Annotated in this window: 9 protein-coding genes, 1 other RNA gene and 3 pseudogenes; 6 read left to right on the top strand and 7 right to left on the bottom strand. The window is 42.1% G+C overall.

The annotated features are described in order from the left end of the window. Nucleotides 1–40: 40 nt before the first annotated feature. The 5 genes and pseudogenes from WKK05_RS16250 to WKK05_RS16230 all read right to left on the bottom strand — a co-directional run. Nucleotides 41–169, bottom strand: a pseudogene (locus WKK05_RS16250) (transposase); the annotation flags it as partial. A gap of 111 nt (nt 170–280) precedes the next feature. Continuing rightward, nucleotides 281–1,112, bottom strand: a pseudogene (locus WKK05_RS16245) (IS5 family transposase). A 131-nt stretch (nt 1,113–1,243) separates the two neighbouring features. Further along, the gene (locus WKK05_RS16240; protein ID WP_341530641.1) at nt 1,244–1,531 is read right to left on the bottom strand and encodes a hypothetical protein; all 288 of its coding nucleotides are present in this window, start codon (nt 1,529–1,531) and stop codon (nt 1,244–1,246) included. Between the two features lie 189 nt (nt 1,532–1,720). Beyond that, nucleotides 1,721–1,981, bottom strand: a pseudogene (locus tag WKK05_RS16235) (Uma2 family endonuclease); the annotation flags it as partial. 200 nt (nt 1,982–2,181) lie between these two features. Next, nucleotides 2,182–3,264 carry an MraY family glycosyltransferase gene (locus tag WKK05_RS16230; RefSeq protein WP_341530640.1) on the bottom strand — a complete coding sequence of 361 codons (1,083 nt, stop codon included), beginning with the start codon at nt 3,262–3,264 and terminating at the stop codon, nt 2,182–2,184. A 154-nt stretch (nt 3,265–3,418) separates the two neighbouring features. On the opposite strand from WKK05_RS16230, the gene groL reads away from it, so the two are divergent. From groL to rnc, 5 genes are all read left to right on the top strand, one after another. Next, a complete protein-coding gene (groL, locus tag WKK05_RS16225) occupies nt 3,419–5,089 on the top strand; it encodes a chaperonin GroEL (protein WP_341530639.1) in 1,671 nt (556 codons plus the stop codon). Between the two features lie 663 nt (nt 5,090–5,752). After that, nucleotides 5,753–6,895: a magnesium/cobalt transporter CorA gene (gene corA / locus WKK05_RS16220; RefSeq protein WP_341530638.1), complete on the top strand. Its 1,143-nt coding sequence runs from the start codon at nt 5,753–5,755 to the stop codon at nt 6,893–6,895. A 60-nt stretch (nt 6,896–6,955) separates the two neighbouring features. Next, nucleotides 6,956–7,654: a hypothetical protein gene (locus WKK05_RS16215; protein WP_341530637.1), complete on the top strand. Its 699-nt coding sequence runs from the start codon at nt 6,956–6,958 to the stop codon at nt 7,652–7,654. Between the two features lie 49 nt (nt 7,655–7,703). Next, nucleotides 7,704–8,135, top strand: an RNA gene (rnpB, locus tag WKK05_RS16210) — RNase P RNA component class A. A gap of 140 nt (nt 8,136–8,275) precedes the next feature. Continuing rightward, nucleotides 8,276–9,007, top strand: coding sequence for a ribonuclease III (gene rnc / locus WKK05_RS16205; RefSeq protein ID WP_341530636.1), 732 nt, complete (start codon nt 8,276–8,278; stop codon nt 9,005–9,007). A gap of 65 nt (nt 9,008–9,072) precedes the next feature. Here the strand turns inward: rnc and WKK05_RS16200 are convergent, their stop codons facing one another. Further along, nucleotides 9,073–9,270: a hypothetical protein gene (locus WKK05_RS16200; RefSeq protein ID WP_341530635.1), complete on the bottom strand. Its 198-nt coding sequence runs from the start codon at nt 9,268–9,270 to the stop codon at nt 9,073–9,075. 45 nt (nt 9,271–9,315) lie between these two features. Here WKK05_RS16200 and WKK05_RS16195 point away from each other — a divergent pair, with 45 nt between their 5' ends. Next, complete coding sequence (locus tag WKK05_RS16195) at nt 9,316–10,389, top strand: Gfo/Idh/MocA family oxidoreductase (RefSeq protein ID WP_341530634.1); 1,074 nt, start codon at nt 9,316–9,318, stop codon at nt 10,387–10,389. 18 nt (nt 10,390–10,407) lie between these two features. Here WKK05_RS16195 and WKK05_RS16190 read toward each other — a convergent pair whose 3' ends face one another. Further along, entirely contained in the window at nt 10,408–12,540 is a 2,133-nt protein-coding gene (locus WKK05_RS16190; protein ID WP_341530633.1) for a sensor histidine kinase, read from the bottom strand. Between the last annotated feature and the right edge of the window lie 39 nt (nt 12,541–12,579).

Raw genomic sequence — 12,579 nt, 5'->3', positions numbered from 1 at the left:
GTCATGAAATAGTCAATATTCTTTACCAATTAAATCTTCAGTCATCAACATTGGCGGGCGTTAACTTAAACGCTAGCAATTCTCCACAGTCATTAATTATCAAATGAAGTTTAAATCCAAAGTGCCACTCCACAGAATTTTTTCCCCATTTTACTAACCCTTTAAACAATAGACCTCCTGCATGAATAATAAGACGTTGTGCCAGTTGGTGCTGTTCATAGCAAAATAAAGCTAAAAGGAGCATCGTCGTTGAGGAGAAACAATAGACCTCTTGCACGAATCAAGAAAACAGAGCAAGTTCATAATTGAGAAGTCCAGCAATCAAATTGCAACGTAAGGCAAAGCGTCTTCTGCGGTTACGATATTGTTCTTTAAGAATGCGAAAAATTTTCAATCTGCGGTTAATGTGTTCGCCAATAACACGCAGTTGAGCTAAATTGCGATTGTGGTGGCGTTCAGGAGTCGATAAATCAGTAGCATGAAGGTAATAAGCGTGGGAATACAGCTATGAGTATGGAGTTTAGCAATTCCTTGATAGCCTTTGTCGGCTAAACACAACTGTGAAGTATGAAATCTGACTTTTGTGTTTTTCAGTAAGCGAAAGTCATGAATGCGACCAGTTCCATAAGCGGTACAGATGATGAAAGCCACTGGCTTGGTCAACTACCAATTGCGCTTTCAAAGTATGACGTTTTTTCTTGCCGCTGTTGTAGTGACGCTGTTTTTTTTTGGACGTTCCACATGTGTTTCAGTCACATCTATTACCAATACTTTCCATTCATATGCTGGTTGATAAAGCTCTTTTTTCACAGGCAGTCGGAATGCTCCTGACTTAATCAAAATATTTTCCACCTTCCGTACTATCCGGCATAGAATGTATTCATTTATACCCAAACTTTTGAGATATGGAAGTAAGTACGATATTCTCGCCAACATTCTAATGCAATCAATAAATGATCTTCCACACTTAATTTTGGCTGACCGCCTTTCTTGCCAGTTCTCACCAGTTCTGGCTTTAGAACTTCTACCATCCTTCCAAATGTCGCAATATGCACTCCACATAACCGTTTAAATTCTGATGGTGACAGGTCTTTTATCTGTTCGTAGCTCATTGCTCTTTGTTTTTTGACCTGTATTTTTTCATGCTTACACTATTCATGCAAGAGGTCTAATCTTGTTCTACCAAGGAGCGGATTTAGCTTGAATGTAATGCACTAATCCAGTCAACTTGATGCTCTTTTTTTTAAGATGATTTAATCCGAGTTGAACAAATGATTACTCTGTCTCCAACCCAAATTACTTGTTTAATTCTAAATCTAGCTCTAACTTTCTCTATCTGTTGTGTAAAGGTTGTTAGGTCACTAGTATTTCCTTCAAATACTTCAATTGATATTGGGCAACCTTCTTTGTTACAAAGCAATCCAAATACTATTTGTAATTTCCCTTTTTTCCCATCGCGATTATAACCGTATTTAGCTATTGGGCAAGCTTTACCCTCAAAATAGCTGCTTGAAACATTATATAGAACCAAACTTCCTTCTTCTAAATGTAATGCTGCTAAATTATTTTCAATTGTTCCTTGCTTCTATAATAGCCAATCCATCGCTAAATATAATTCATCTTTATCCACACTTGAAAGACCTAACATTTCTCCGAGACTAGAGGAACAGGTTTCATCACTCATTCCTCTTGATGTAGCTAATTTAGAACGTGGCTCTTTTCAATTTTCTTTTGCCCTTAACACTGAACGAGGCAGAATGTCATCTAAACGAAATTGAAGACGGGGCAAAAGCGGCGAGTTAATTGACTGATTTAGTCAGTAGTGTTGTTGAGTATAGGTGTCTTCAACCAATTTATAAACGGTGAATGTAGGTTGTTTGGATTTACCAATAAATGCCACACCGCCCAATCCCCGATAATCTACAATCCAAGATTCAGGAATACCTAAGAACGCATATTCTTCAACTTTCCGCGCATAGTCGTACTAGTTTAGCTGTGACTGCCTGCACTAGCAATAAATTAGTAGTGCCAGCAAATAACAAAGCAGATAATGAAGCTATTGTAAAAATATTAGCCATAAGGAGATTCATAAGTTCGTTGGTCGATCTGAACTTATCTTATCGGAGGCCAAGGCGGTAAGCGCAGCCATGCCCGCATGGCTTTACGGTGATTTTGAATTGTTTAGGGTTGTTGGCGTATTCTTTGCCAAACAGTAAAGGCTAAAAGCATAATGATGCTACTGGCAGTAGTTAGCATGACTACCACAGTCATGCCTTGTATTCTCATTGCCAGCAAGTTGCACACCAAGGTAATTGACCAAAGGGTGAACGCAGCATGACGCTGGGAGAATCCCCAAGCAAGTAAGCGGTGATGTAAATGGTCTTTGCCTGGAGTGCTGAGGGGGTTGTTTCCTGCTAATAGTCGTCGCACAAATACTTGAGTAGTATCTAGCACTGGTAACAGCAGAAATAAAACCGTGGGTATGAGTGCATAGACTGTATTTTGCTGGAGCCTCCCTAAGATACTAGTTGCCGCCAGCACATAGCCAAAAAAGTATGCTCCGGCATCACCCATAATGATGCGCGAGGGGTGGAAGTTGTGTCGCAAAAAACCTAGTGCGCCACCTGCCAAGGCTGCTAAAACTAAGGTTGCGGCCGCACGATTGGGAAACTGCGCTGAAACTCCTAACAAACTCATGGCGGTAATAAAGCTGATGCCTCCAGCTAAACCATCCATGCCGTCCATCAAATTGATAGCGTTGGTAATTCCTACTACCCATAGTACTGTCAGTGACAACGACAGTAGCGAGTCTATGGGAGTGCCAAAAGTAACTTTGATGCTGATACCATTAGCAACCAGTAACAATGCTGTGAGAATCTGCGCCCACAAGCGAACAGAGGGGGGTAAACCGAATTGATCATCGATAAACCCTACAAGAACTAATATCGAACCACCCAAAAGAATAGTCAGAACTTGAGCTAATACGCCTTGGAGTTCGATTGGTCTTAAAAGGCTAGCTAGTATCAACGCGGCAATCACTCCTGCGTAGATAGCTAACCCTCCTGCATTAGGTAGAGGTTCTCGGTTGAGTCGCCGTGCATTGGGTTGGTCAGCCCAACCCACTCGCAAGGCAAATTTGCGTACTGTCGGAATCAAACGCCACGTTACAACCCAAGCTAAGAGAAACGTAAATACTACCGCCAACCAGCCGGTGCCGCTAGGGTCGGCAATACCGAGGGACTTAAGGGAGTTGTATAGATTCATCTCCCAACTCAACTATTAAAGCCAGTATTCATGAGCATCAACTGTATATTAATCAATTTTTTTATTTCTATTTGTAATCTGAATGGATGGGAAAATTAGCACTCTTGACCTGTGAGTGCTAAATTGTCTAATGGAAGCGCTAGAGATATAAAACATGGCGAAGATTATTGCATTTGACGAGGAATCGCGGCGAGCGCTAGAAAGGGGTGTCAACGCCCTTGCGGATGCCGTAAAAATCACCTTGGGGCCTAGAGGTCGCAACGTTCTTTTAGAGAAAAAATTTGGCGCACCCCAAATTGTCAACGATGGTATCACTGTTGCCAAAGAAATTGAATTAGAAGATCCTCTAGAAAACACGGGTGCGAGACTCATTCAGGAAGTAGCCTCGAAAACTAAAGATGTTGCTGGGGATGGCACTACCACTGCCACCGTTTTAGCACAGGCTTTGATTCGGGAAGGGTTGAAGAACGTCGCGGCTGGTAGCAATCCAGTTAGCTTGAAGCGCGGAATCGATAAAACTATCGAGGCGCTGGTACAAGAGATTGCCAAGGTGGCTAAGCCAGTGGAAGGAAGTGCGATCGCTCAAGTCGCCACTGTCTCCGCTGGGAATGATGAAGAAGTCGGCGATATGCTAGCCCAAGCAATGGAAAGAGTCACCAAAGACGGTGTAATTACCGTTGAAGAATCCAAATCCCTGACAACTGAACTAGAAGTAGTTGAGGGGATGCAGATTGACAGAGGTTACATTTCTCCGTACTTCATCACCAACAATGAGCGGCAGATAGTCGAATTTGAAAACGCCCGTATCCTGATTACTGATAAGAAAATCAGTAGTATTCAGGATTTAGTGCCAGTGTTGGAAAAAGTAGCTCGTTTAGGTCAACCCTTGCTGATTGTAGCTGAAGATGTCGAAGGAGATGCTTTGGCAACTTTGGTGGTAAACAAAGCGCGGGGTGTGCTAAGTGTGGCTGCGATCAAAGCGCCTGGGTTTGGCGATCGCCGCAAAGCTTTGTTGCAAGACATTGCCATTCTCACCGATGGACAGTTGATTTCTGAAGAAATCGGTTTAAGTTTGGATACTGCTTCTTTAGAAACCTTGGGAACTGCCCGCAAAATTACTATCGACAAAGAAAACACCACAATTGTAGCTGCTGGAGACACTAAGCCAGAGGTGCAAAAGCGGATCGGACAAATTCGCAGGCAGTTGGAAGAAACTGATTCCGAATATGATAAGGAAAAACTCCAAGAACGCATCGCTAAGCTAGCTGGTGGTGTGGCAGTGATTAAAGTGGGTGCAGCCACAGAAACCGAACTCAAAGACCGTAAACTGCGAATTGAGGACGCGCTCAACGCCACTAAAGCAGCTGTCGAAGAAGGTATTGTTCCTGGTGGTGGAACAACCCTGATTCACTTGGCTAAGAAGGTAGAGGAGTTTAAAAACAGCCTACAAAACGAAGAAAGGATTGGCGCTGAAATTGTTGGTCGCGCATTAGAAGCTCCTTTGCGTCAAATAGCAGACAATGCTGGTGCTGAAGGTTCCGTCATCGTGTCTAGAGTGCGAGAAACCGAATTCAACGTTGGCTATAACGCTGCAACTGGGGAATTTGAAGACTTGATTGCTGCTGGCATTATTGACCCTGCCAAGGTTGTACGCTCAGCTTTACAAAATGCTGGTTCCATTGCTGGTATGGTTTTAACCACCGAAGCTCTGGTAGTTGAAAAGCCTGAGAAGAAATCCGCTGCTCCTGCTCCTGACATGGGTGGCATGGGTGGCATGGGCGGCATGGGTGGCATGGGCGGTATGGGTGGCATGGGTATGTTCTAACCTTAACTCCTGTATGTAAATATTTTTTAAGCAGTTTGTCTTACCAAGGCAAACTGTTTTTTATACATTGCTGATTCAGAGGTGCTTGCAGAATATTGCGTCAATCTTGATACTTATAATTTATCTATACACATAGAGAATCAAGGTTTGAGTGAGAGTTGGAAGATAGAGGAAAGTGTATATGGGTGTGAGGGTGTAGAGGAAGAATTAATTTTTTATTCTCTCCATAACCTTATAAGCTAACTGTCATCTATTTTTCTAGGATAATTTCCTTGTAGTAAGGGCTTGGATCTTGATTTTATGCAACTTGAATGCTCATGAGCTTTACCCATAGTTTTCTCTGTCTCAAGAAGTAATATAGATACGTAAGTTATGATACTTGTGCTATTTGTATTGCTAGGAAATAAATGAGCTTAAATAAATATATTCATCAAGTTATTTAGTTATTAGTGATAGATATTGGGTACAAACCACAATCGGTAAAATACCAATTACTAATTAAATCATTGCATAATTTATAAATTACCCATTAAGCAATATATAATCACTATTTCTGTATTCTATTTGGCAAAATTACTGATCTCACCTGAAATCAATCTAACTGTTTAGCTTTCGTCAAGACTCATAAGTATAGAGTAACTAAGAACTATTAGGTAAAAGTGCATGGTCAGCAAACTTCGCCGCTTTCCCAAACTAGTAAATAAGCTATACAGAAAGGAATTCTATCATCAACCAGGGACTATCCCAGGAACTATCTTCGTTAATGCAGATGCTCCACCACCAGTAATTTTTTTGATGGACTATGACCAAACTAACTTGACCCGCCAACAAATAGCAACTCCAGAGGAGTGTATTCCATATCTTGATACAGAATCTGTTACTTGGGTGGATGTACAAGGTTTAGGAAATCAAGACTTGTTACAAAGGGTGGGTCAGGTTTTTGATTTACATCCTCTGGTTTTAGAAGATGTGGTCAATGTCCCAGAGCGGCCAAAAATAGAAGATTATGAAGACCAATTACTGATAATTTCTCGTATGGTAGTACCAAAGGAAAAAATATGTGGTTTTTATAGTGAGCAAGTAAGTTTTATCTTGGCAAAACATTATTTGCTTACAGTTCAAGAGGAGCCAGAACATGATTGTTTTGAAGGAGTTAGAGCGCGAATTGATAAAAGCAAAGGGATCATCCGCAAACAGGGAACTGACTATTTAACTTACGCTCTGTTAGATGCAATTATTGATGGTTTTTTCCCAGTACTGGAGCTTTATGGGGAACGAATTGAAGAGTTGGAAGAAGAAGTAATAGTCAAACCAACCCAGCAAACATTACAACATATTTATCAAATTAGACGAGAATTACTGCAACTACGTCGTGCTATTTGGCCGCAAAGGGATGCAATTAATGCCTTAATTCGAGATGGCAGTGACTTGATTGGCGAAGAAGTACGAATTTACTTGCGAGACTGTTACGACCATACAGTACAAGTGATGGATATGGTGGAAACTTACCGGGAACTGGCTTCTGGATTGATGGATGTGTATCTTTCCGCCGTGAGTAACAAAATGAATGAAATTATGAAGCTGCTAACTGTGGTTTCGGCAATCTTTATTCCACTAACTTTTGTTGCTGGAATATACGGGATGAACTTCAATACGGAAAAATCACCATATAATATGCCTGAATTGAATTGGTATTGGGGCTACCCAGTTTGTATTGCGGTGATGGCAGCGATCGCATTTGGTTTGCTATTCTTTTTTTGGCGAAAAGGCTGGCTACAAAATTTTGTACCGACTAAGCGTAATTAAAAATAAAAAATACTCAACTAATCAATATACAAAATTAGTAAAAGGTGTAGATATTGTTGTATGAGAAATAATGGCGACCAAAACTTAATTGTTTTGACACTATATATTATCGGTGTTTTTTATGTATTCAATCGGATGATTGAATCTATCGATGATCAAATAAAATTTGAGTTTCAAAAAGGAATAGTTGATGACCAATTGAAAGAACAAGAACTCGAAGATAAAATCGGGGTCTCTTTTAAACTAAAATCATCATACTCACTGGATGAACTTAAAGATTTATCAATTAGCATTGAGAATAAATCAGATAATATTGCCGTATATGTTGACTGGGACAATACCTCTTTAGTTGATAGCAAATCACGTCGAGTAATTCGCAAATCGCCAGACTTGACTCGCGACTTAGCTGTACCGCAAAGTCCTAGCCTAATTGTCCCGAAGAAAACACTTACAGAAGCAGTCACAGCAGAAGACGTTTTTGAGCGTGATCAAGTAGCAGGAACTTACTCAGCCAAGAAACCCATAGTTAATATCACTGGGCTAAAATCTGGTGGTGGCCCACAAAAAAAGTTATACAACGACTTTATTAATGGAAGAAAAGAGTTGGAATTTTCGCTCCAACTAGTGTTAAGGCTCTCTGAAGTGCGTGCAGGTCTAGCTCCTGGTGTCAACTTCCCTCCTATATGCATCATCAATTGTCCTTTCACGGTTAGAAAATTACCTTGGACATACGCTCTACCTTGGAATAAAAAGAAATAATCTCAAGCGGACGCACAATGCCATCCAAGATTACACTGGTTTTAGGGAGAGAGTAGGCGCAGGCGGTTACAGATCAGTCATACTGGCTGGTTTGAGGAAAGTCCGGGCTCCCGAAAGACCAGACTTGCTGGATAACGTCCAGTGCGAGTGATCGTGAGGATAGTGCCACAGAAAGATACCGCCGGGAATAGGGATTGGGGGCTAGGGACTAGGGACTGGGAAAAAATCTTCCTAATCCCTAATACCCAATCCCCAATACCCAATCCCCGGTAAGGGTGCAAAGGTGCGGTAAGAGCGCACCAGCACGACCGAGAGGTCGTGGCTCGGTAAACCCCGGTTGGGAGCAAGGCCAAAGGAACTACGGTTGGTCTTTTACCAGTTCCGCTATAAAAGAGCCGCTAGAGGCGTCTGGTAACAGGCGTCCCAGATAGATAACTGCCCTCGCAAGAGAACAAAACCCGGCTTATGTCCTGCTCTTTCCCCTCTTTCAGTACTGAGTTAAGAGTCAGAAGTTAAAAGTTAGAAGTTATGAGTAGAGACAGGATTAATTGTGTCTGTACAGAAGTTAGGAGTTATTAATTTCGCCCCTTCCTTGCCCCTGTCCCCTCTCACCTTGATGTAATGTCCCTCGCTTATCCACGCCGTCAACGGCAACTCGAAAGTTTAGTACAAAAATTAGGTATGCCACCAGAGACACCGATAAAGTGGCAACTGTTGGACTTGGCGCTGACTCATCCGACTGTTTCTGAGTCGGCAAATTATGAACAGCTGGAGTTTGTTGGTGATGCTGTAGTGCGTCTGGTGGCAGCGATTGTGTTATGGGAAAACTATCGTGAATGCCCAGTAGGGGATTTTGCGGCGATTCGTTCGGTGTTGGTAAGCGATCGCGTTCTTGCCCAACTTGCTAGAGAATACGGTTTGGAATTATACTTACTTGTTGCTGGCAGTGCCACTGCTGATAAAATCGGTCAAGAGTCAAGGCTGGCAGATGCTTTTGAAGCGGTTTTGGGTGCGCTTTACCTAAGTACTCACAATTTGGAACTAATCCGCCCTTGGTTAGATCCCCACTTCTTAACACTAGCGACAGAAATCCGCCTTGATCCAGCCAGACTTAACTACAAAGCGGCTCTACAAGAATGGACTCAGGCACAATTTAAAGTTTTACCAGAGTATCGGGTTGTGGAAGTTAGTCAACCACATCGCAATCAAGAACGTTTCGTTGCGGAAGTTTGGTTGCATGAAAACAAGCTAGGGCAAGGTAAGGGACGCTCTATTAAAGCTGCTGAACAAGCAGCGGCCAAGGTAGCTTTTTTAGCAATACCTAAAAGCAATAATACTGAACTCAAAGAATAGCTGTTGAGCTGATAATTCAGTTGATTGTCACTTGTCATTAGTCATCAGTCATACGAAATCCACTTTTATAAAACCTCTTGCTCCTGTGTGTAAGCCGCGGCTATACAAAATAAGTCTACCAAGGCAGACTTGAGAATCAAGGAGCTACAACCGAATTTCGTATCACTAGTCCTTTGACAAATGACAAAGCGCAAAGTCGAGCCAGCCTCGTGGGCGGCTCCGCCAACTTGAGAGAACTGGCGTTGAGCGGAGGTTTCCTCCAAACAGAACTTTCTAAAAGATGACAAATGACAAATGACAAATGACAAATGGCTAACCAAATTAAAATCGCTGTCATCGGAGTTGGGCGTTGGGGAACGCATCTGCTAAGGAATTTTCTATCACATCCTCAAGTAAGTGTAGTTGCTGTAGTAGACCCTCATCCAGAAAGATTAGCAGCAGTAAAACAGCAGTTTCATTTAGAAGAGAATGTAGTATTAACAACTCAATGGCAAGATTTGAAGCAAGTTCTAGGCTTGAGTAGCGTAATAATAGCTACTCCAGCCAGTACCCACTATGCCTTAATTAAAGATTCCCTCCAGCAGGGATACCATGTTTTGGCAGAGAAACCCTTAACCCTCAACCCAGTAGAATGCCGTGAACTTTGCCAGTTGGCAGAACAACAGCGCTTGATACTCATGGTTGACCACACTTATTTATTTCACCCAGCAGTTGAGCGAGGGCAAGCTGTAGTTAAAGCGGGTAAATTAGGAGACTTACGCTATGGCTACGCCACACGCAGCCATCTAGGGCCAGTTAGGCAAGATGTTGATGCACTATGGGACTTAGCTATTCACGATATCGCCATTTTTAACAATTGGTTGGGTCAGCTACCCGTAAAAGTACAAGCAACAGGTACGGTCTGGCTACAACTGGGAGTGGGAAAGAGGGTGGAAGAGGGAGAATTAGAAGAAATTTCCCCTCCTCTTAAGAAGGGACTAGCTGATCTAATATGGGTAACACTCACCTATCCAGATGGCTTTCAAGCATATATTCACTTGTGTTGGTTGAATGCAGATAAACAGCGGCGGCTGGGAATAGTCGGCAGTCAAGGCAGCTTAATATTTGATGAAATGTCACCTTCCTCGCCTTTAACGTTGTTATATGGTGAGTTTGAACAAAAAGGAAATCAATTTATACCTGTGAATCAAAAGCAAGTGACGCTGGAACTAGAAACAGGCGAACCATTGCAGCGAGTTTGCGATCGCTTTGTCACTTCTATCCTCACTCATACTCCCGTGGCAGTTTCCTCTGGTTGGGTAGGCACAGAGTTAGTCGAAATTCTCGCTGCTTTAACACAATCACTTCAGGAGAACGGTAAACCTATTTTTCTTAAAAAATAAGTCTCAAGCGAACGGCTGTTATCTCTCGGAAGTTCCATTGACCCAAGCTTCTCCCTTTTGAAGACTTGGCAGGATAGTTTGCGGTGGTAATAGACTAATTTCGGAAGTCTCCTCTTCAAGCAGTTGCTGAGACCTCTGAGGCTCTCCATCTAGCCCTGCTCTCGAAGAACCATAAATTCCTACAGAGGGGCTGCCGGCAGGCTCCCTTAAGGTAGGGTTAGGGTATCGGCTTGCCCTTGTTCCTTCTTCTCCAGAGGAAGGGACTTTAATACCTTCTAGTCCTTGTTCCAAAGGAACAGGTAACAGCGAAATATCAATCAAAGGTAATGTAATCTTCACTGTCGTACCTTGATGAAGACCTGTACTCTCAAGAGTAATACGCCCTCCCATAAGTTCAATAAGGTTGCGTGAAATTGCTAGTCCCAATCCAGTGCCATCAAACTTGCGTGTAGTTGTGCCACTAACCATTACAAACGGGCGAAATAGTTTGTGCTGTTGGGCAGGATCAATTCCTATACCTGTATCTTTGACAGTGACTACTACTTGAGATTTGCCAGCACTATGCTGAACCTCTGTATCAATTGTGATGCTTCCAGCGTCGGTGAACTTTGTGGCGTTGCCGATGACGTTAATCAATACCTGCTTCAGTTTTGCCGCGTCTGCCTTAACTGGGATCAGTTCAGTACCTAGCTCACATTTCAATTGCAAGCCTTTGTGTTGAACATTAACTGATTGTATATTAATTACCTCTAGTAGTATTTGTCGTAAGTCGATAGGTGTTGTGACTACTGAGAGTTTACCTGCTTCGATTTTGGAAATGTCGAGTAAATCATTAATAATACCTAACAAGTGAATCGCTGTTTCATCGGCTCGCTTTAGGAACTCCATTTCTTCTTCCCGGTTATCGCATAAGCCTTCTCTTACCAAGCGAACACAGTTAATAATAATATTTAATGGATTTCTCAATTCATGGGAAGTTGTAGCCAAAAACTGGCTTTTGACTTGGTTAGCGGTTTTCGCTTCTTTCCAAGCTATTTCCAGTTCTTCTGCCCAAGCTTTCAGCCGTTCAACCATTTGGTCTAATGCTTGCGCCAGTTGATTGAACTCGCGGATTTTAAAGTTGTGTGGTATTGGTTGTGCAGCGTGGTGACTATGAATATTAAGAGCGTAATCTCGCAATTCTTCGACAGGACGCGCTAAGTAAGGAGCAAGATACACCGAGGCTAATAAACTCGCACCAATTAACCCAACTGTTAAAACGATTAGGATTAGTTTTATTTCTTCTAAACCAAAAAGAGCATTGTCCACACTAGTAACAGCTAAAATAATCCATTTTTGCTGCTGCTGTTTTGTAATTGGATTGTCAATAGCCGTATAGCCAGCTATTAATTCCTGCCCCTGTCTAAAATGCAAATTTATGGAATCGTTTTGCTTGGTAATGGCATTTTTGATAATGCTTTTAAGTTGGGAAGCATCTCGGTGTTGTTCGATATTAGTCCCCACCCAGTCTAGTAATGGGTGTGCCAAAATCGTGCCATCCTCGGCAATTACTACCATAGAGCCTGTAAGCGATCCAGGCTGATTTGTGGTTTGCTGGTGTAATGTTGACTTAATACTTAAGCTGTAAACTAAATTCTCCCAGCGATCATAGACTGGAGCAGACAATACTATTTGCAGTTGATTTGGGGTAGTTTTTTTACCACTTATTCCTACTTTTGCAGGTGATATTGCTTTAATATCAATTCCGTCTTTTGGCAAAGGTAATTTTAATTCTCCAATTGCTTTATTGCCACAACTACTGCCTATGATATTGCGGGTAAGTAAATTCGTTAATTGAATACACTCAATCTGAGTTGGCAGTTGTTGTGCTAGCTGAGTCAGAAATTGTTCCACTTGTGCGGGTGAACCCGACTGAATAACTGTGGTTTTACTTGCAATCAGCAAGTTAGTTTTTAAAGTTGCGATCGCATTTGTAATTTTCTCCCCTTTATTGATGGCGCTTTCTGTTAAGTTTTGACGGGCAGTTCTCAATAGGCTAGAACGCGCTTTATTGAGCGCAACAATCTCTCCTACTAATAAAACTGGAACGAACAGAAGCAATATTCTTGTTACTAAAATCCGACGAAAGGATGATTGACGAGATTTAACCATCGCGTGTCTCACTTCGCATCTGCAAACCACAACAGCAAC

Origin of the sequence: Nostoc sp. UHCC 0302 (assembly GCF_038096175.1) — a bacterium.
Classification (GTDB): Bacteria; Cyanobacteriota; Cyanobacteriia; order Cyanobacteriales; family Nostocaceae; genus UHCC-0302.
The sequence above is the reverse complement of the archived record's forward strand: the minus strand, read 5'-3'. Positions and strand labels throughout refer to the sequence as shown.

Bases quoted from the DNA above. Each gene is read 5' to 3' on its own strand.
- WKK05_RS16230 (WP_341530640.1), bottom strand. From the start codon at position 3,264: ATGAATCTATACAACTCCCTTAAGTCCCTCGGTATTGCCGACCCTAGC.
- groL (WP_341530639.1), top strand. From the start codon at position 3,419: ATGGCGAAGATTATTGCATTTGACGAGGAATCGCGGCGAGCGCTAGAA.
- corA (WP_341530638.1), top strand. From the start codon at position 5,753: ATGGTCAGCAAACTTCGCCGCTTTCCCAAACTAGTAAATAAGCTATAC.
- WKK05_RS16215 (WP_341530637.1), top strand. From the start codon at position 6,956: ATGAGAAATAATGGCGACCAAAACTTAATTGTTTTGACACTATATATT.
- rnc (WP_341530636.1), top strand. From the start codon at position 8,276: ATGTCCCTCGCTTATCCACGCCGTCAACGGCAACTCGAAAGTTTAGTA.
- WKK05_RS16195 (WP_341530634.1), top strand. From the start codon at position 9,316: ATGGCTAACCAAATTAAAATCGCTGTCATCGGAGTTGGGCGTTGGGGA.
- WKK05_RS16190 (WP_341530633.1), bottom strand. From the start codon at position 12,540: ATGGTTAAATCTCGTCAATCATCCTTTCGTCGGATTTTAGTAACAAGA.